Genomic DNA, 20,759 nt, shown 5'->3' with positions numbered 1-20,759 from the left:
TGGGAGCGTCCTGCTCCCAGGTCAGCTCAATCACTCAATCGCGGCGCCATGACGGTCCGGGTTTCGGTGACGATGGACCGGGCTGCGCTTGCTCATCGAGCGGCGCAAGATTTTCCAGTTCCGTACGCGACAATGCCTTGAGTTTTTCAATACGCGCTTGCGCCAGTTCGATCTCGAGTCTGTGCATCGCGTCCAGATATTCGCTGCTTGCCACGTCGGGGTAAGCGTCTTCTACCTCCCCCTGTCGCATCGTTGCTTCGCGTTCCAGCGTTTCGAACGCCTCACCGTGGCGATCTCGCAAATAACGGATCCAGTAGTCGCGCGCAATCAGGTCCTCAATGAACATCTCCGAGGCCTCATCGGCCAGTACCGACGTGCGCGCGTCAATCAATCGCTGCCCGCGAATCGGCGTGGCGTACAACATGTGCTCAGGTTGCGCCGGCAACTCCAAACCGTCCGGCCAGCCGCGTGTCATGCCGATGCGGTATTGCAGGCGGACTTCTGCGCGATCCTTGTTTTTGGCGGCGGCTTCGGCCAGTCGATCCACCCTTTCCAGGCGGAACAGCCGTCGAGTCAGATCGAGCAAGGCTCTGCCGCGTTGCTGCAGGCGATGCCGCGGAATATCGCGCAGCGCCTGATATTCATAGACGCGGGTTTCCAGTTCGCTGAACGACAGGATCCGGCCATCACCGCAGGTGCCGTGGGTCTCGGCGTTTAGAAACAACAGATCGCGCAGTTCGGCGTTTTCCGTCGCAGCCTCTATGACTTGCCAGACCCGATGGGTCAGGTCGGCGCCAGACAACCTGAATTCAAGGGTATCGGGCAAAGTCGAGAGCAAATGGAAGAACGACCCATGGTTGGCCTGTTGAGCCAATTGCAGCCATAACGCCTGCCGGGCCGCACGCGCATCAGCGGGCGTGTAGGTGAGCCAGGTCTCCATTGCGGGCGCGGCGATGTCTTGAAGTGGGTTGGCGATGACCTCTACGGCTTCGACCGCAGCGTGCGCATCCACACGCCCGGCGCCACCACCGCCTCCGGAACTGTCACTGTCATCGCTGTCGCCATCCGAACCGGAGCCGGAGTCACTGTCGGACTCGACTGCGCGCGCGGCAATTTCCCGATCGAGATGCTCGCGCGAATAGCCCATGACATTACGATTTGCATTGGCTGCGCTGTAATCGCGCATTTGCTCCAGACTATTGAGCGTCAATGAGTTTTCCGACAGATCCGTACCAGCGACCAGCCCCTCATGACTGCCGTCCAGCAGCCTGTCCGGGAATACCCTGATGTTGTTGTCCGTCAGATCGAGTGTCTGCAGATCCGGCAGTTCCAACGCGCCGCCCGGCCAGTAATCCAGGCCATTGTGGTCAAGCTTCAGGGTTTCGAGCCGAGTGAAGCCACTGGCACTGAATTCCTCGAGTTGATTGTGACTCAGGTCGAGCCAACGCAGGCGGTCGCCCCCCACGTGGGTGAACAACGACTGCGCCGTGGCCAGGTTGTTTGCGCTCAATTCCAGCCGCTCAAGCCTGTTCAGGCCGCTAACGGCGTCCGGAAGAGTCTCCAGAGCGTTGCCGTTGAGTACCAGTGTGGTGACTTCAGGGAAAGCGGCACAAAACTCGTTGAAGCTTTGCGTCGAAAAGCCTGTGCCGGTGAGATTCAGCGTTGTGACTTGGGAAAACACGTTCGAAAGGCGCGGCAAATCTCCAGTGCGCAACCCAGTGAGATCGAGCTCGAGTCCCGCGTCTTCGCTATGGCGTGTCAGACCATCAGCCCAGCAACTACGGATCTTCGCTGCGAGAAACGATCGCTGCTGCGACGTGTCCTTTCTGATCCGCGGTATCGCCCGGGTAAAGATCCAGCCGTTCAACTCACGCGTCAGCGACTCGTCGCTATCTCGCCAGACGGTGAGACGGGCGTCGATTTGTGTATCGCTCAGCCCCTCGCTGCGCAATCGCGCCAGACATTGCTGCGCTTGTTCAGCAGACAGCAGTGGATTGAGTTTCTGCAAGCGACTTACACCACCTGCGGCGCCTTCGGCGACAGGTGTCAGAGAACGCAGCGGCAATAGAAACTCCTGCGCAAATGCGAATGCAGTTCTCGGTACACGCGCGTCGCCCAGGCGCCGAAAGCCACTCGGGTAAATTTCAAACTGTATAAGGGTGTCAGGAGGCAAGCCGAGCGCGGTTTCGATACGCCGCTGCGCAGTTTTCAGGGTTGCCGCGCCTTCGGGACTCAAGTTGTTTTCCGTCAGGTTGGTCTTGAGCATCACGCTGTCGGCGGCAAGCACCTGCTCCGGTAACGCACTGATGGGGTTTTCGCGCAGATCAAGCCATTGCAACTTTGGCAGAGCTTCGGCACCTGCCGGCCATGCCTCGAGACGATTGGAACTAAGGTCGAGAGTTTCAAGCTCCTGCAGGGCCGTGACATTCAGATCGGTCAGTTGGTTACCGCGCAAATTCAAGAATTCGAGTTTGTTCAATGCGTCGAATTGGCTTTGGACTTGCGGCGTAGTACCGATCCGGTTCCGTGACAGATCGAGTCGAGTCAATTGCGCAAAGTCACTCGGGCTGAACGGCACCTCAGTCAAATTGCAATCCGTGATTTCTACCCTGCGCGCCCCCCTGAATGCTTGAAGAAACGTGCGTATCTGTTCCGCAGGCACGCTCAGTCCATAAAGGGAAACGGTTTGCACATGCGAAAACGTACCGGCCGGCAATGACGGAAGCTGGCTGATGGATGGCTCGTCGATAAAGTCTGCGTCATCGTCTAACCGGAACACATTGGCATTGTCCAGCGGGGCGACCCTGTGCGGATTTACTGAACCGGAGAGCTGCGCTTCTGTTCCCTGGCCATAGCGTTCGCGCACCGCAGCACCCCAGTTTTCCTGCAGTGCACGCACAACATCGATGTTCGGACTCGCTTCCCAGAGCGGCGCAAGCGTAGCGGTTCGTAATCCATCGGACGTCGTCGGGAGGTAAAACTGGCGGAAAATCCCGGCGTGCTCCAGACGCAGCAACTCGACGGCCTTGAGCCGGGTATCGGGTGTATTCCAAAGACTCATGATGCGCTCAGGCAATGGATTGACATGTCCGCGCCGTCCGGTCAGAAAATCCAGCTCGCCGGCGCAGTACTGGCGGACCATCAGGTTCAGATCCAGCAGATGCCCCCACTCACCGCGGTAACTTTTGACGTACTCATAGGCGGGCTTGAAAGCTTCGTGAGAGAACTTCGACCAGTCGAGCGACAGCCCCGCCCACAATTTCTCATGTCCTGCGTAGAGTGTTTGTGGAATGGATGAGATGGCCGTCTGCGCCAGGTCAAGGCGTTCGAGCTCAGGCAGCTCCTGTACGAAAGCGGGCCATCGGACCATGTCCGGCACGTCGATCTTGAGTCTCCTCAATTGCTTGAGCGGTGTCAGGTCAAGATCCGGCGCGACGCCGGTGCGCCCCGAAAGGTCAAGATGAAGGTCTTCAACGCCTATCAGCCTGCGCAATCTTGTCGACAGATCAGTCGCCATCGCAGCCACTGAGGTTCTGAACTTGAGCCTTTTCAGCGCCAGCATGTGAGTCACGGCAAGAGGCAATGTTGTCAGTGACTGTTCTCGCGCCACGTAATTGCCGAACAGACTGCCGCGCTCGCCCAGCGAGAGCTTTTCGAGACGGGCAAACCGCTCCAGGAAAGCGTCGGCATTGGCGTCAGTGATACCATCGCCACCGATGGCCAGTTCTAGCACGTGATCAAAATTTGCCGTCAGAGTTGGTAGCGGGTCGTAAGTGACAAGGCGAAGCTGATCGGCGCCGGGCAGATGTGCAGCGACCGGTGCGTTGCGCCAACAATCCTTGAGCGCTTGTGCGGCACGTGCTTTATGGTCCGCCCCGGAACGCTCCCAAGGCGGCACCGTCGACGCTCCCGACCATCCATCCAGCGTCGCTTCAAGCTGCTCCCATTCCTGTCGACGCGACTGCAACAGCTGGAAGATAGCTCTGTCATCGTTTCCCGCCCGATACTGTTCAAGGAGATAGCCCTGAGCCTGTTCGTCGCTCAGTTGCGGATAGACGTCCTGCACATGAGCTACCAGGTTTTGGCGCATTCCGGCGCCGCGACCACTGGCGGGATAACCAATCAAAGTATCGCTGACGCGAACGGGCGGCTTGAGCCACTTGACCTGTGGCGCCAGCAGGGCTGACGCCACAGCGTGATGCTGATCGGCGTAATCGATGATCTTTGCCTTCAGCACGGCGGACTGTCCGACCTCGGGCACGCCGAGGCTGCGGCGCGCCCCATCGGGCAGGGCATGCATGATCGATGAGTAAAAGTTGTCGCCATTGCGAGGCAGGCTGTTGAGCGCCTCACCGCGTTCGTTGAATGCCTGAAACTGAACGCCTTTTTTGATCAGGTATTTTTTCTCGGCGGCTGTCTCACTGCCGATGCTGTCAAGCAGCTCGCCAGCGTCATGGCTTTCGCGAACTTCGATACGAACATTGTCGGGCCAACCCGGCAATTGCTCCAGCGTATGCAACACCAGGCGACGGCTGTCCGCCGAAGCCACGGTTTCGCTGCGCAGACCGGCATATGCCGCGACTTGTCGACTCTGGCGTGCATACCAGCGGGCCTCTTCCAGCAGGCGCAGCGGCACTCGCTGCCCAGAGCCGAGTTGCTCAAGATCATCGGGGCTACCCTGTGCCAGCACCGTTTGTGCCGCCGGTTCGCTGAGTCCAGGGCAGGCCTTCTGCAAACGTGCAACCTGTGGATCGACAGGCTCGGTACCCGAATAGATGCTGTCGTAAATCGCCGACTGACGGGTTTTGGCGTAGTCGGTGATCTGCTTGCCGAACTCCGCCGGCCGCGCGTCGCGCACGCGTGCACCCTGTTCGCCCAGAAGCCGGGTGACCTCAGACTCGTCCAGCGCCGCGAGGATATGTGCTGGCAGATCACCGCTGAGAATATCGGCCCGCGAAATCCGAATGGGTGCCTTGACACCGACGTCGCGAAACCGCCGCGCAAAGCCATACCTGACTGACTTGCCGGACAATTGCTCGCCGTCGAAGACTTCGAGCACCCGGCTCGCCGGCCAGAGGGGCATTTCGGTGATCAGCGGCAACGCGTACAGATACAGTTCGTTGATCGGTTTTGTCCCGCGCAATTGCTCGATGACGAGTGCCGCATTGCTCTGCGCCTGGATCACGCGCATGGCCTGGGTCAATTCCGGGGGTAGCAGTGCATTATCGATGTGCATCTTGCGCAGGGCGGCGTCACTGACACCGCTGATATCGGCAGCCTTGATCAGCTGTGCATCGGTGAAGGCTTCGGTTGCATGGCCGATGCGCCGCAACAGAGTCAGACGATCCCAATCCCGCGGACGCTCCAGCGTATGCCGCCAGGCACCGCTGCCATTGCTGTCGAGCACCGGCTGCCAGGCGTTGACGTCGGTCGGATGCCTGATGCGCCATTTGCCGATCGATTGATCGAAAAACTGCTCGTAGACCTTACCGCTCTGGCGGATATAGGTTCTACCCTCGAGTACATGCTGGCCGGCACTATTCGGTCCGGGACTGACTGGCAGTGTGACAGCGGACTCGTAAGCCTTCAGGTCGGATTTCCACAGTCGGGTTTCGCCGTTGGGTAACATCACCGGATGCAGCTTTTCAATGGCCGGCACGGCGCTGGCGCTGGAAATCTTGCGCACTCCGGCGCCCACTCCCGCCATCAGCGCAATCTGCGCCAGGTTCTCCGCCACATCGATCAGATGGTCCTTGGCCGCACGACGATCTCCCTCGCTCCACTCGATCGCGCCTTCAAGGATTTCATAGAGCAGTTGCCCGGCCATTACCACCATCATCACTTCGCCCAGCACCGGCACGAACATCGAGACCATGTTCAGACCCAGCAAGCCAACCTGCATCAGGTGCGCCAGCTTGGCCTCGCGTGCCTTTACATCGACATCGTCAGTCGGCACCGCATGGCTTCGAGCATCGGCCAATACCTTGGCGCAGCTCTGTGTGTAGAGATACGCCCAGAGGTCTTCATTGGCCGCCCAGACGCCGCGCCCCTTGCGAGAGAGGGTTATCGGTGCGATGTACGGATCCGTGGCGGGCTTCAGTTTGACGTGACGCTCGGGCGGCACGTCCTTGATCCGGGCAAACACTGAGGTACCGCTTAGCCCTTGAATGACCGCCAGCCAGGGCGAGCGCAACAACCACCATGGATCTTTCGGGGAATTGGCCGGCTTTTGCACAAATTGACGAAAAAAGTCGGGACGATGCTCGTACGCCAGAAACTGGCTGATGAAGCGCTGATACTCCGTTGGCTCGGCATTGGCTACCTGAGCTGCACTGCGGGCCGTCAACAGGCGCGTAAGCTCGTCACGCATTTGCGTGCCACGGTAGCGCTTGAGCGGGTGCTCCGGGTCGTGTGGAATGTAGAGAATGAGCTCATCGGCGTAGCGGTACTTCTCGACGATCACGAACGCCACACAACCGGTCAATCGCTTCTTCATTACTCCCAGATCATTGAACCAGACCTGCTTGCCGCCCATCCACGGGTGAACCTCACCGGCAATGACCGACAGGATCATCGTGTAATCCGCCGGTTCGATATCTTTGCGCAACAGCGCCTGTTCGGCAGCCGCGCGCAGACTGGCTTTCTGACTGGCAATGAACCGCTCGCGCAGCACCGCACTGGTTATGCCATCGGCGGGATGGAAAAAGCCCTGCAGGTAAGTCTGGTATTGCTTGCCGATATCCAGGCGACGGCACAGCCCCATGAACTGGCTGACGGTCAAATCAATGTTCACAGACTGAAAAGTGTCCGCGACGGCGGTTGCGACAACAAAACCGGAGGTCTGGTGATAGGCACCGGCTGCGCACTCATAGGCTTCGAAATTGTGCAGCGCGGCGTCCAGCATCGACAGTTTGAGGGCCTCGAATGTCGCAAGCTCCAGCGCCTCGACGCCCATCGTCACCGCACGCCTGAGGCACAGGAAGGTCGAGTCAACGTCCATTTGCAACCGGTATTCGTCGTTCAGGGCCTTGATCAGCAATGGCCTGGCAAACGCCTCGAGGTGCTGGAACGTCGCCAGGCTTTTATCAAGGCTGTTCTGCGCCTCGACGCTGACCTTGAAGCTGTCATTCAATGTCTGGCGCTGGGTCGGCGTCGCCTCCAGATACCAGGACGGCAGCGCTGTAGTGACGCCCTTGAACGCCTCGCGTCTTTGCGCAGAGGCGTTGGTCAACCATGGCGGGATTGAATTTTCAAGGAACTGGCCATGCAGGCTTTGCGTTGCTTTGGGTTTTGCGGAATGCGTGAGCGAAGCAGCTGGCTTCGACTCCACACTGGATGATATCGGGATCATGATTGCTCCTTGTGGGGAAACAATCAGCAGACCATTTACGGCCATTGCGTGTGCGGTATCCGGATAGTGCACGGCCGATGACAAGTAACCAGATATATGACCAGACCCGGCTCGTCACTGTGCCTCAATTCCCTTTACGGACGCCTCGACGGCCCCGGCTTCGGCGACAGGCGACCGGGCTCCTCGGACTCACCGGCATAACTTTGCAGATCGATGATCTCCCGGCGCGTTATGTCCATCCACTTCTGCCGACGTAGCGCGTCCATGGTCTTGCCCAGATTTATCAGTTCCAGATCATACTGTTGCGCATTTATTTCACCCCGCGCGAGCCGGTCATCCAGCGTGGCCCAAAGCTGCTGACGCTGCTCATCGACATCGGCATCAATCGCGAGCATCTCTTGTGGAAAGCGGTCTTGCAGATAAGCAATCCAGTAATCGCGCTCGACCATGCTTGCCGCAAATGCCTCAGTTTGCTCTGCCTCCAGAATCGAAGCACGGATGTGCAACAGAAGTTCGTCGCTCAGCTCTGCGTCGTACAACATGTAGGCCGGTTGGCCGGGCAAATCAATACCGTCCCCCCAGCCACGGGTCAGCCTGATGCGATATTTCAGGCGTACCTCTGCGCGGTCCATGCCCTGCCCCGCAGCTTCGGCAATGACCTCAATTCTGTCCAGGCGAAACAACTGCCGGGACAGGCGCACCAGTGCCTGGCCTCTGAGCGCCATTCGGTTCAACGGAATATCATGCAAGGTGCGATATACCCACACGCGAACTTCGAGATCACTGAACGTCAGGATCCTCCCGTCTGGACAAGTGCCATGGGTTTCGGCGTTATGAAACAACAACTGGCGCAACTCGGTATTTTCGCTGGCGGCCCCCATGACATCCCACATTCTTCGGGTGAGATCCGCCGGTACCAACTGAAAGTCCGGTGTGTCACGCAACAGCCGCAGCAACTGAAAAAAACGCTCATGATCGGGTTCCAGAGCCAGCTGCGCCCAGACTGATCTTCTTTGCGCGGCCAGTGCCGGACTGCTGCCCGTCAGCCAGGGATCCCGTGATCTCGCCGCTACGTCTGCAGCCGTGTCAAAAACATCTTCCACGGGTTCCACTGCCGCATAAGGGTCGTAAGCGACGGCATTCGTCCCAGTGGCGCCCGGCGCGTCGGTGGGCTCGGTTCCCATTCGGGGGTCACCCAGGACCTGAGCATCGATCATGGTATCGATGGTTCTGCGTGATACCCCCAGCGCGTGAGTGGTTGAGTGCTCACGGGCGTAGCGGCGCAGGTCCTGCAAGGCAGGCAGGGACAAGCGCTGATTCTCGGACAAATCAGTCCCCTGGACCAAGGGCTCGTGAGCGCCATTGAACAGATCAACCGGGATGCTCTCGATCTCGTTGCCGCTCAGGTTCAAGCTGCGCAGCTGCGGCGTCTGCCACACACCGGCAGGCCATTCGGTCAGGCGGTTGTAACGCAAGTCCAGAGTCTCGAGGACGCCAAAGTCCGGCGGGTTGAAGGCTCGAATTTCGTTGTACCCGAGATCAAGGCTGCGCAGACGCGCGCGGGTGAGCAATGGGTACAGGCTCGTTGCGCTGTGGAGGTCGCAATACTGCATGTCCAGGCGCTGCAGATGACGCATGCGCAAAACCGGGCCGGGCAACGACGCCAATTGATTGCCGCTGATAGACAAAGTATCGAGATTGGCAAAGGCATCCAGAAAACCGTTGGAACCCTGCGTGGTAATGCCCACCATGCTCAGATCCAGCGTGGTCACGGCCGGAAGCTGCTCGGCCAACGCCGGTAAGTCACCGGTCTGCAGCCCTTGAAACTCCAGTTCCAGGCCGGATCTGCCGGCGTTTGCGGCAAGTCCTTCAAGCCATGCCTCTAGGATTCTGCGCGCCGCAACCGAACGATTTTGCGCATTGATCTGCAGCCTCTCGGTGCGTATCTCGCGAATGAACAACCAGTCATTCATCTGGCGGACCAAGTCGTCACAGGACTGTTGCCAGGCAGTTATCTGCGCTTCGATTCTCGCATCGGTCCATCCCATGGCCCGCAGATTCTGCACGCCACGCTCAGCACGCGATCGCCGCAGTATCGCGCTCAGACGCTGCACCTGTGCCGAAGCCCCACTTTCGCCAGGCAACACGGTCACGGGCTCTGGCAGCGGCAACAGCAGGTCGACCAATGACCAGGCGCTTTGCGCGGGAGGAAAATGCTCCGGCACCGGTTCGGCTGCGAAGCGAACCAACGTGCCCTGCCGCAATCCCCTTCGCTGCTCGATAACCTGCAGCGCCGCGTGAAAATGTGCTTCGCCGTCAGGGCTGAAGAAGTTGCCCGTCAGATTGCTTCGCATCAGCACATCGTCACGTGTGAGCACGAGTTGCGGCAGTGATGCGATGCGGTTGTCGCGTAAATCGAGCCAGTTCAAACGCGGCAACTGTTCGGCGCCACCGGGCCACGTTTGCAACTCGGTTGACCGCAGGTTCAGGGCGCGCAAGCGACTCAAAGCGCTGACGTCGACGTTGTGGAGCGGGTTGTGACTCAGATTCAATCGCTGCAGACGCTGCAATGCACTGAGCTGCTGTTGCACAGCCGGCGTCATCGCAATCCTGTTGCGCGATACATCAAGATGCGTCAACGCTGGCAGCTCTTGCGGCGCAAAGGGCAATTCAGCAAACGTAGTGCCATTAATTTCGAGGGTTTCAACCTCACTGAACGCGCGAAGGAAGCCGCGAGCCTGTTCCACCGGCACATCCAGCCACCTCAGGCGCAGTGTGCGCACGTGCGCAAAGCTGGCGACTGGCAGCGGCGGCAGCTCGGTGATCATCTCGGCGGCGGGCAGCAAGGCGAGGCTCGATCGCGGCGCGGGCAGCTCCAGCGTCGCCACGTTGGCGGGCAAACCATAGCGCTGGCGAACCGTGCCGTGCCAACTGGTTTTCAACGCGTTCAACACCTCGGCATTGCGCCCCGTGGACCAGCGACGCCGGGGGGCTGCGTAGCGAGTTCCATGGCGCAGCGCCGGCACAAAGAACTGCGCAAATATTTCTTCATATTCTCCCCGCAGTTGCCCGATAGCCTCAACTCGCGCCTCGGGCGTCGCCCAGACCGCATAAAAGGCGTCCGGCAAAGGATCGGTAACACCCGGCCTGACAGCCATGGTGTCCAGTTCGGCGCGGCAGAATTCCCTGACCATCTGGTGCACGTCGAGCAAATGGCCAAAGGGGCCGGAATAATGGCTGACATAATCATAAGCGCGCCTGAATGTTGCGGGTGTGACCCGCGACCAATCCAGCGACAGCCCGGCCCAGAGTTGCTCGTGCCCGTGATAAAGCGACTCGGGCAAGGTTTCGATCAGCGTGTCTGTCAGGTCGAGCCGACCAAGCCGCGGCAGCCGTTCGACATAGGCAGGCCATTGCCACAGGGCGCGAGGAGCGTTGATGCGCAAGGTGCGCAAATGTGTCATTGGCGTCAGGTCGAGACTGTGCAGCGTAGTTGCGTCGGTTCCCGAATAGTCGATGCGCAGCGTTTCCAGTGACGTCAGCGCCCTGAGCCTTGGCCCAAGCGTTTGCGCCAAAAAAGGCGCGTCGGTGGAGAATCGCAGCCGGGTCAGGCCCGGCAAGCGGCCGATCGCGTCTGGCAGCGTCGTCAGCGGCCGGGCGATGGAACGGCGGTCATAACGTGGTCCCGGCTCGCCAATCGACAGATCGGTGACGTTCGGGAAAGCCGTCAGGAAGCCATCAGCATTGGCGTCCGTGACGCCGATTCCCGTGACTGACAGTTCGCGTATATGGCTAAATCGCGTGGTCAGCGCGGGCAGCGGCGTGTCGCAAACCAGGGACAGCCGCGCTACATCGGCAACGTGCCCGGCCAAGGGTGCATCGCGCCAGGCACCCCGCAATGCCTGCGCCAAATGCGCGCGGGACCGGGCGGTCTGGCTGTCCGTCGGGCCTGCCTGCCATTGATCAAGCGTGGCATTGAGGCTTTCCCAGTCCTGCCGACGCACTTGCAGCTCGGCGTGGATTTGCGCGTCGCTGCGGCCGCGCTGCCGAGCCAAAAACGCTTGAGCCTGCCGCCGCTCCGGGTACAAATGTGCTACTTGCGCCTCGATGGGCTGATTGAAACCCGTACCGCGTCCACTCGCGTAATAGCCCCTCAATCTTGCGCCGATACGCGCCGGCGGCTTGAACCATTTGGCGTGCGGCGCCAGTATTCGCGCAGCCTCAAGCCGATGAATATGGGCTGATTCGATGATCCGCTGTTGCAGTTCACTTCCCTTGCTGCCCTCGTATATGCCCAGCCTGGCACGCAGGTCGTCGGGCAAGGCATACATGAGCGAACGATAAAAGCTGTCTTCCACCCTGGACACTCTGTTGAGCACTTGCCCGCGCTCATTGAACGCCTGGTAAAAAGGCCCGTTCTTGACCAGATAACGTTTAACCGGGGCGGTCGGCTCGCCGATGCTGTCGAGCAAGGCGCCAGCGGTGCTTTCGTAACGAATTTCCAGACGCAGCGCAGGCGACCATTCCGGTAATTGCTCCAACGCGAACAATGCCAGCCGCCGACTGGCCGCCGAGGCCAGGTTTTCACTGTGCAGTCCGGCGAAGGCTCGGGTCTGACGGCCTTGGCGAACATGCCAGCGGGCCTCTTCAAGCAATTTGAGAGGAGAACGTCCAGTCGCATCCATCCGGCCCAGCTCCGCCACCGTTGCATGCTCAAGCACGTCTCGAGCCGCTGCCGGGCCGAGACCGGGGCACTCACGCTGCAGAATACGCACGCGCGGATTCACCGGCTCAGTGCCTATGAAAAGGCTGTCAAAAATCGCTGGCTGACGGACATAGGCGTACTCGGCAAGACGCAGCAGGAATTCATCCGGCCTTGCTGGCCGCAATTGCGCGCCTCTGCTGCCAAGCAGCTGGATGATTTCGTTCTCATCGAGCGCCGCCAGAATCCGCGCCGGCATTTCGCCGTTCAACACCTGATCACGGCTGATCCTGATCACGGGTTTGCGGGCCATCCCTGGCAAAAGATTTTCCAGACCATATTGCATCGACTGCGCAGCCTCCTGCGGACCGGCGAAAACTTCCAGTACCCGACCTCGCGGCCAGCGTGGCAATTCGGTAATCAGCGGCAATGCGTGGAAGCAGCGCTCATCAATCGGTCGAGCACCGCGCAATTGCTCGATGATCTGTCGGGCACCGGTATCCGCCTCGAACAAGAGCATGGCGTCGCGCAATGCGGGCGGGGGCGGCAAATGATCCATGTGCATTTTGCGCAAGGCGTTGTCACTGACGCCGCTGATATCGGCCAGCATCAGCAATGTTTCATCAGAGAAACCGTCTGCCATATGCCCAAGGCGCCGCAACAGTTTGAGACGATCCCAGGTCATCGGCTGCTCCAGCGCCAGGCGCCAGGCCCCCTGGCCGTTATGGTGGAGCTCGGGCTGGTAAGCGTCGGGATCGCGTGGATGCTTGAGCCGCCATTGCGCGGTCGACTCGTCAACAATCACTTGATAAACCTGGCCGCCCTGACGGATCCAGGTTTTGCCGTCGATCTGGTACTGGCCCTGCGCATCCGGCCCCGGTGCACCGCTCAGCGAGACATCCTGTTCGTAGCCGCTGAAGTCGGGTTTCCACAGCCGGGTTTGACCATTGGGCAAGGCCACGGGCTGGAGATCCTCGATAACTGGATTCGGCCTGACGGCCGTAAACCGGCTGAACGCTGCTCCTGCTGCCGACATGACGCCGATCTGTACAAGGTTCTCGGCGACATCCACCAAGTGCTCTTTGGCAGCGTGCCGGTCTCCTTCATTCCACTCACCCACCCCTTCGATCGTTTCGTACAACAACTGGCCTGCCATCACCGCCATCATGACTTCGCCCAGCACCGGCACGAACATCGAAGCCATGTTCACCGCTAAAAAGCCCATTTGCAGCAGCGCGGCCAGTTTCGCATCGCGAACTCTGATATCGACGTCACGGGTCGCAACCGCATGGCTGCGCGCGTCCGTAAATACCTTGTCGCGATGTTGTTCGTAGAGATAGGTCCACAGGTCGGTATTGTTTGACCAGGGGCCTTCGTCCTTGCGAGGGATGGCGGAGAGGGCAACGTAGGGTTCAGGCTCGGGTTCCATCAAGGGACGCACGGGGGGCGTCTCGCGGATCTCGATCAAAGGGCCTAAACCCTGTACCAGGATGAGCACCTTGATCCAGGGTGACGACAGCAAATCAGGCGGAGAATCCGCGGATATGCGGACAAATTGGCTCAAGTAATAAGAATATTTGTCATAAGGCATGAACTGACTGAAAAAACGCTGGTAAGGGGTCGGATCAGCGCTTTGCTTGTGTTGCAGGTCACGATGAACGAACCGCTGTTCGAACGCGGCGATGTCCCTTTTATCCGTGTAGCGCTTCAGAGCACATACGGGATCGTTGGGCACATACAGAATCACGGCATCGGCTCCCCGAAGCTCGTCGGCGATGGAGAACGCTACACAACCCACTGTTCTGTGACGCATCAGACTCAGGTCACGAAACCAGACTCGTTTGCCGTCGATTCCTGGATATATTTCGCCATTGATCACCGAGAGGATCATGGCGTGGTCTTCTGGCCGAATGTCCTTCGCCAGCAAAGCGTACTCGGCAGCCGCACGCATGGCAGCCTTTTGACTGGCAACGAACAGTTGACGCAATTTGGTTTCCGCTTGCTGATCCGTCGGATGGAAGAATGTCTTCAAATACGTCTGGTAGTGGCTTCCGATGTCCAGATAACGGCACAGGCTGAGAAACTGCATGACCGTCATGTTCAACGTGATCAACTCGTACGTGTCGGGTTTGCTGGTCAGCTGCATGAACCCGGAGCTTTGGTGATACGCACCCGGCAAGCACTCCCGGATCTCGAAGTTATGCAACGCTGCTTGCAGCATCGGTAACTTCAAGACCTCGAACGTACCAACTTCTAGTTCGAATATGCCCAGCGCCAGAGGACGCCTGAGACACAGCAGGGTTTTGTCGACATCAACCTCCACCTTGAAATGATGCTTCAACGCTTTCACCAGCAGTGGCCGCGCAAAGTCATCGATATCCTTGAAGGCAGACATCGCGTTATCCAGCTCGGTTTGCGCCCTGAGGCTGTCCTGGAAGACACGATCCAGGTTCTTGCGTTGTTGTAGGGTTGCCTGCTTGTACCCTGTCGGCATCTTCGCCTTGGCCTGTTTGAATTCAGCCCTTCTTCGGGCAGAAGTGTCGATCAGCCACTGTGGTACTGCAGCCTCCAGATAGGGTCCGTGAAGACTGTCTGTAGCTGAAGGTTTCGCAGGATTTTCGGGGACGCGCCGGACAACGGGATCGGGTGACATACATCGCTCCTTCAAATAGAGCGACAGCAGATCATCTGCTACGACCCCTTCGGCGGTACATGGTTATCGCTTCCGACAGGAGTTGTAACGAGGTATCCGTGCCTGCGCAGAGGGCACTCGAACGCTGTTTGGCTATGCTGTTGGTGTACGCTTTTTCGCAGAGGGATTTATGGACGATCCAGTCGACAACAAACCGCCGAGCTTCTGGCAGATGCTGCACAGCGTCATGGCTGCTGCGTTCGGGGTGCAAAGCGGCAAGAACCGGGAAAGAGACTTCACCCACGGCAAACCCAGTCACTTCGTGATCCTGGGTGTCTTGTTCACGGCAGTGTTTGGCCTGACGCTGTTTGCCATCGTCAAGCTGGTGCTGCATTTCGCCGGCGTTTGACGTCGCCGGTCAGATAACCCGGCATAATCTGGCGGCACAGTAATCCGGGCCGGGAACGGGCCCGGATTTTTTTACTGATGACTGACCCAGAAGACCGCCGTCCCCACTACAAGAATGATCAGGAACAAAATGGCCCACGCGTCGACGCTACTGTCGCTTTTCCTGGCTTTGGTCGGGTTGCTCATTGCATCGCCTCTTGTCGGTTTTATCGGTGATTGCACAAAGACTCGATCACAGTTAAGACGATGATTGTCCGCACGACAAATGTGGATTAGATGACCGGCTTTGGCGTTAGGCGATTTGGTTCTTTACATATACTCAAACATCACTTTTGCGCATAACTGCAAACGGGTATATTGCCCCGGCTCCGTGACGGAGTGCGCGGCCGTGCGCGCAGAATTGCAGAGGCAACATCGGACTCCAGCAAGCGAAAACGCAGCGTTTTCCGAGTAGCCCAAGCCTGAGAACAGGACTTATATGTACGTATACGACGAGTACGATCAGCGGATCATCGAGGACCGCGTCAAGCAGTTCCGTGATCAGACCCGACGCTATCTGGCAGGTGAGCTGAGCGAAGAAGAATTCCGCCCCCTGCGCCTGCAAAATGGCCTGTACATCCAGCGTTTCGCGCCGATGTTGCGCGTGGCGGTGCCTTACGGCCAACTGACTTCGCGCCAGGTGCGCATGATGGCCAAAATCGCCCGTGACTACGACAAGGGCTACGCCCACATCAGTACGCGGCAGAACGTGCAGTTCAACTGGCCTGCGGTGGAAGACATCCCGGACATCCTCGCCGAACTTGCGACCGTGCAGATGCACGCGATCCAGACCAGCGGCAACTGCCTGCGCAACGTCACCACCGACCAGTTTGCCGGCGTCGCCGCCGATGAAGTGATCGATCCACGGCCATGGTGCGAAATCGTCCGTCAGTGGACAACGTTCCACCCGGAATTCGCTTACCTGCCGCGCAAGTTCAAGATCGCCGTGAATGGCTCGACCAGCGACCGCGCAGCCATTGAAGTTCACGACATCGGTCTGGAACCGGTCTACAACGCCGCTGGCGAGCTGGGCTTCCGCGTGCTGGTCGGCGGCGGCCTCGGGCGTACGCCGGTGGTAGGCGCATTCATCAACGAATTCCTGCCATGGCAGGACCTGTTGAGCTACCTCGACGCCATTCTGCGTGTGTACAACCGCTACGGCCGTCGCGACAACAAATACAAGGCGCGGATCAAGATCCTCGTCAAGGCGCTCACGCCTGAAGTGTTCGCGCAGAAAGTCGATGCGGAAATGGAGCACCTGCGCGGTGGCCAGACCACGCTGACCGAAGCCGAACTGCATCGGGTTGCCAAGCACTTCGTCGACCCGGACTACAAAACCCTCGAAAACCAGACCGCACAACTGGCCGATCTGGACCAAGAGCATCCGGGTTTCGCTCGCTGGCGCAGCCGCAACACCCTGGCGCACAAGAAGCCGGGCTATGTGGCTGTGACGCTGTCGTTGAAGCCGACCGGCGTTGCCCCTGGCGACATCACCGACAAGCAACTCGACGCCGTCGCCGATCTGGCCGAGCGCTACAGTTTCGGTCAACTGCGCACTTCCCACGAGCAGAACATCATTCTTGCCGATGTTGAGCAGAGCCAGTTGTTCACCCTGTGGGGCGAGTTGCGTGAAGGCGGTTTTGCCACGCCGAACATCGGCCTGCTGACCGACATCATCTGCTGCCCGGGCGGTGACTTCTGCTCGCTGGCCAACGCCAAGTCGATCCCGATTGCCGAATCGATCCAGCGTCGCTTCGATGATCTGGACTACCTGTTCGACATCGGCGAACTGGACCTGAACATCTCCGGGTGCATGAACGCCTGTGGTCACCACCACGTCGGCCATATCGGCATCCTCGGCGTGGACAAGAAAGGCGAAGAGTTCTATCAGGTCTCCCTCGGTGGCAGCGCCAGCCGTGATGCGAGCCTGGGCAAGATCCTCGGCCCGTCCTTCGCACAGGAAGCCATGCCTGACGTGATCTCGAAGCTGATCGATGTGTACGTTGAACAACGCACCGAAGACGAGCGCTTCATCGACACTTATCAGCGTATTGGCATCGACCTCTTCAAGGAACGCGTCTATGCAGCGAATCATTAAGAACAACGAAGTCGTCGACGAAACCTGGCACCTGTTGCCGAAGGATTTCAACATCGATGAAATCAGCAACTGCGACGATCTGATCGTGCCGCTGCAGCTGTGGCGCGAACACAGCCGCATGCTCCTGGCCCGCGACGGTGGTCTGGGTGTGTGGCTGGATGCTGATGAAGAGGCCGAGGAAATCGGTGGGGACGTCGCCAAGTTTCAGGTGATCGCCTTGAACTTCCCGGCGTTTACCGACGGCCGTAACTACTCCAATGCCCGCCTGCTGCGTGACCGTTATGGTTTCAAAGGCGAGCTGCGTGCGATTGGCGATGTACTGCGGGACCAATTGTTCTACATGCATCGCTGCGGTTTCGACGCCTTCGCCATTCGCGCGGACAAAGACCCGTACGAAGCACTGGAAGGCCTCAAGGACTTCTCGGTGACTTACCAGGCTGCCGCTGACGAACCACTGCCGCTGTTCCGTCGCCGCTAAGCGTCGGACGTTTGTTGCAGACACAAAACGCCGGTCATGTGACCGGCGTTTTTTTATGCCTGCGGTTTACCAGAAGCGTTGCTGGGTAAGACGGCTCCACCAGCTCAACAGCACGCGGTCCACCGAACCGCTGGCGGCCATGCCGATGCGTTCCTGCAGGCTTTTGCGCTCGGCATAGTGCAGGTGATAGACCTCGGCCTGTTTGGCCTTCTGTGCCAGGTATTCATCGCTGGTCTTGAGCTCATCCACCAGTTGGTTTTCCAGCGCAGCGATACCGAGCCACACCTCACCGGTAGCCACCTCATCGATCGCCAGTTGCGGGCGATAACGGGCAACGAAGTTTTTGAACAAGCGATGGGTGATGTCGAGGTCTTCCTGGAATTTTTCGCGACCCTTCTCGGTGTTTTCGCCGAACACGGTCAGAGTGCGCTTGTACTCACCGGCGGTCAGCACTTCAAAGTCGATGTCATGCTTCTTCAAAAGGCGATTGACGTTGGGCAATTGCGCGACCACGCCGATCGAACCGAGGATGGCGAACGGAGCGCTGATGATCTTGTCGCCGATGCACGCCATCATGTAACCGCCGCTTGCCGCAACTTTATCGATGCACACGGTCAGTGGCACGCCGGCGTCACGGATTCGAGCCAGCTGCGACGACGCCAGACCGTAGCTGTGCACCATGCCGCCGCCACTTTCCAGACGCAGAACCACTTCGTCTTTCGGTGTGGCCAGGGTCAGCAGCGCGGTGATCTCGTGGCGCAGGCTTTCAGTGGCGGAAGCCTTGATATCGCCATCGAAGTCGAGCACGAATACCCGGGATTTGGTCTCAGGCTTGCTCTTTTGCTTCTTCGCGCTTTTTTCCGTTTTCGCTTCGCCCTTGCGCAATGCCTTGAGCTGATCCTTGTCGAGCAGGGTCTGCTCCAGGCGTTCACGCAGGCCCTTGTAGAAATCGTTGAGCTTGCTGACCTGCAACTGGCCCGCCGATTTGCGTCGGCCCTTGCTGCGCAATGCAGCAAAACTGGCCAGCACCACCAGAATGGCGATCACCAGCGTGACGGTCTTGGCCAGGAAGCTGGCGTATTCGGTGAAAAAATCCACAGAGACTCCTCAAAGCAATGCGTGACGGTGTATTACACGCGGAATGGCTCCAGCATACCCATGCGCCGGCTCGTCGGCCAGCCGTGAAACCTCCGGCAACACGCCTGTAACGGGCATTTCAAACAAGCGTATGTTTTTTCATTGACAGCCTTACGCCATCCTCATAACCTCGCCTGACCTTCAACGTACCGGGACGACGCGGACGTGGGCAGCATCTACTTGATACGACATGGCCAGGCCTCCTTTGGTGCAGACGATTACGACGTGCTGTCGCCGACCGGTGTGCGTCAGGCAGAAATCCTCGGCCAGCACCTCGCCGACCTCGGTATCAGCTTCGATCGTTGCCTTGCCGGTGACCTGCGTCGCCAACAGCACACGGCCACCAGTGCACTGGAGCAATTCAGCGCCAGAGGCCTGCCGGTTCCAGTCCTCGAAACCGATTCCGCCTTCAACGAATTCGATGCCGATGCGGTGATCCGCGCTCTGCTCCCGGCCATGCTGCCGGAAGAGCCGGAAGCCCTCGACATCCTGCGCAACGCCGCGCAGAACCGCGGTGAATTCCAGCGCATCTTCGCCCTGATCGTCGAGCGCTGGCTTGCCGGTACCTACGACACACCCGGACTGGAAAGCTGGCTGGGTTTCGTCGAACGGGTTCAAGCCGGGCTGCACCGCATCCTCGACCTGGCGGAAAAAAACCAGAAAATCGCCGTGTTTACCTCCGGCGGTACCATCACTGCCCTGCTCCACCTGATTACGCAAATGCCTGCCAGACAGGCCTTTGAATTGAACTGGCAAATCGTCAACACCTCGCTCAACCAATTGAAGTTTCGTGGTCGCGAGGTGGCTCTGGCTTCCTTCAACAGTCACGCACACCTGCAACTGCTGAAGGCCCCGGAACTCATCACTTTTCGCTGAGTCCGGCTTACTGTGACCCTGGCTGTAACCACCCAGCTCCCATGACCAAGAAAGGATCGAACCATGACCTCCGTAGCTGATGCCGTAAAAGCAATGCAAGCCAAGTTCAACCCAGCCGCCGCTGCCGGTCTGGACCTGGTCTTCGGTTTCAACATCACCGACGAAGACAAGCAATACGCACTGATCGTCAAAGACGGCACCTGCGAAATTCAGGAAGGTGAAAACCCGGACGCCAACTGCACGCTGGTGCTGGACAGCCAGACCCTGAAAGACATCGTCAGCGGCGAAACCGACGGCATGCAGGCCTTCATGGGCGGCAAGCTGCGCGTTGAAGGCGACATGATGCTGTCGATGAAACTGTCCGAGCTGTTCCCTTCGTAAGAAGCTTCTTGGTAAAACACAAATCCCGCTTATTGGCGGGATTTGTCGTTTCAACCATTGAAGACATGGCAACGTGAGTTAACGCTTGGCTGAAGCCGTCCCATCAAGCTCTTTTTTTACCTGAAGGTATGCCGCCTCTTCATCACTTTTTTCGATCAGATTCGAAGCCATCGAGCGGGGCAAGAGTTTCTTTTCTGTCACGTCCCAATCGATCGTAACGACCACAGTCTTGTTTGCAAACGTGATGAAAAGCCAATAGGAATCCACCGGCCTGTCAGGCTCGGCAAATGAACTATAGGCATACCGTATCTGGCGGTGCAGGTCCGGCGTATTCAGAATGAGATCTTCGGTGTCCAACCTCGGAAACTGTCGCCCTACAGCGAATAACGCTTCTGTCAAGAGAACATCATTCTCAATATGTCGCAAACTTTCAGGCCTATTGCGCAGCATGGTCACTGGGCTCTCTTCAGGCGGAGTACCCATGAGACGCGGGCGATACATACCTGAACTGAACCACCGGCTGGCGTCGAAACGGTTTTCTTCCGGACTCCACGGGCCGTAATACATCATTACTTTGGCTGGCATCTGGGCTTCCTTGGCGTAAATAAATAGTCCTGCAAAGCTGACAGCAATCAACAAGACACATAAGACGTGACG

At 58.7% G+C, this 20,759-nt stretch carries 9 protein-coding genes; 5 read left to right on the top strand and 4 right to left on the bottom strand.

The features are described 5' to 3' along the window. Positions 1 to 34: 34 nt before the first annotated feature. Both HU724_RS12920 and HU724_RS12915 read right to left on the bottom strand, forming a co-directional pair. On the bottom strand, positions 35 to 7,351 hold the full coding sequence (locus HU724_RS12920; RefSeq protein WP_186567185.1) for an NEL-type E3 ubiquitin ligase domain-containing protein: 7,317 nt from the start codon (positions 7,349 to 7,351) through the stop codon (positions 35 to 37). A gap of 134 nt (positions 7,352 to 7,485) precedes the next feature. Beyond that, positions 7,486 to 14,706, bottom strand: a complete 7,221-nt coding sequence (locus HU724_RS12915) for an NEL-type E3 ubiquitin ligase domain-containing protein (protein WP_186567187.1) — start codon at positions 14,704 to 14,706, stop codon at positions 7,486 to 7,488. A 169-nt stretch (positions 14,707 to 14,875) separates the two neighbouring features. On the opposite strand from HU724_RS12915, the gene HU724_RS12910 reads away from it, so the two are divergent. The 3 genes from HU724_RS12910 to HU724_RS12900 all read left to right on the top strand — a co-directional run bounded on the left by HU724_RS12910 (position 14,876) and on the right by HU724_RS12900 (position 17,708). Then, a complete protein-coding gene (locus HU724_RS12910) occupies positions 14,876 to 15,094 on the top strand; it encodes a DUF2970 domain-containing protein (RefSeq protein ID WP_130911569.1) in 219 nt (72 codons plus the stop codon). A gap of 477 nt (positions 15,095 to 15,571) precedes the next feature. Then, positions 15,572 to 17,230, top strand: a complete 1,659-nt coding sequence (locus HU724_RS12905) for a nitrite/sulfite reductase (RefSeq protein WP_186567189.1) — start codon at positions 15,572 to 15,574, stop codon at positions 17,228 to 17,230. Continuing rightward, positions 17,214 to 17,708, top strand: a complete 495-nt coding sequence (locus HU724_RS12900) for a DUF934 domain-containing protein (RefSeq protein ID WP_186567191.1) — start codon at positions 17,214 to 17,216, stop codon at positions 17,706 to 17,708. Before HU724_RS12905 ends, HU724_RS12900 begins: the two co-directional genes overlap by 17 nt. A 66-nt stretch (positions 17,709 to 17,774) precedes the next feature. Here the strand turns inward: HU724_RS12900 and sohB are convergent, their stop codons facing one another. Beyond that, positions 17,775 to 18,806: a protease SohB gene (gene sohB / locus HU724_RS12895; RefSeq protein WP_186567193.1), complete on the bottom strand. Its 1,032-nt coding sequence runs from the start codon at positions 18,804 to 18,806 to the stop codon at positions 17,775 to 17,777. 204 nt (positions 18,807 to 19,010) lie between these two features. On the opposite strand from sohB, the gene HU724_RS12890 reads away from it, so the two are divergent. Beyond that, a complete protein-coding gene (locus HU724_RS12890) occupies positions 19,011 to 19,721 on the top strand; it encodes a histidine phosphatase family protein (protein ID WP_016774478.1) in 711 nt (236 codons plus the stop codon). 63 nt (positions 19,722 to 19,784) lie between these two features. Then, positions 19,785 to 20,102, top strand: a complete 318-nt coding sequence (locus HU724_RS12885) for an SCP2 sterol-binding domain-containing protein (protein ID WP_024012726.1) — start codon at positions 19,785 to 19,787, stop codon at positions 20,100 to 20,102. Positions 20,103 to 20,180: 78 nt separating this feature from the next. Here the strand turns inward: HU724_RS12885 and HU724_RS12880 are convergent, their stop codons facing one another. Beyond that, the gene (locus HU724_RS12880) at positions 20,181 to 20,687 is read right to left on the bottom strand and encodes a hypothetical protein (protein ID WP_125927468.1); all 507 of its coding nucleotides are present in this window, start codon (positions 20,685 to 20,687) and stop codon (positions 20,181 to 20,183) included. Between the last annotated feature and the right edge of the window lie 72 nt (positions 20,688 to 20,759).

Origin of the sequence: Pseudomonas iranensis, from assembly GCF_014268585.2 — a bacterium.
Classification (GTDB): Bacteria; Pseudomonadota; Gammaproteobacteria; order Pseudomonadales; family Pseudomonadaceae; genus Aquipseudomonas; species Aquipseudomonas iranensis.
The sequence above is the reverse complement of the archived record's forward strand: the minus strand, read 5'-3'. Positions and strand labels throughout refer to the sequence as shown.

Excerpts from the sequence above, each read along its gene's own strand:
- HU724_RS12880 (WP_125927468.1), bottom strand. The coding sequence starts at position 20,687 with ATGCCAGCCAAAGTAATGATGTATTACGGCCCGTGGAGTCCGGAAGAA.
- HU724_RS12900 (WP_186567191.1), top strand. The coding sequence starts at position 17,214 with ATGCAGCGAATCATTAAGAACAACGAAGTCGTCGACGAAACCTGGCAC.
- HU724_RS12910 (WP_130911569.1), top strand. The coding sequence starts at position 14,876 with ATGGACGATCCAGTCGACAACAAACCGCCGAGCTTCTGGCAGATGCTG.
- HU724_RS12920 (WP_186567185.1), bottom strand. The coding sequence starts at position 7,351 with ATGATCCCGATATCATCCAGTGTGGAGTCGAAGCCAGCTGCTTCGCTC.
- HU724_RS12905 (WP_186567189.1), top strand. The coding sequence starts at position 15,572 with ATGTACGTATACGACGAGTACGATCAGCGGATCATCGAGGACCGCGTC.
- HU724_RS12915 (WP_186567187.1), bottom strand. The coding sequence starts at position 14,706 with ATGTCACCCGATCCCGTTGTCCGGCGCGTCCCCGAAAATCCTGCGAAA.
- HU724_RS12885 (WP_024012726.1), top strand. The coding sequence starts at position 19,785 with ATGACCTCCGTAGCTGATGCCGTAAAAGCAATGCAAGCCAAGTTCAAC.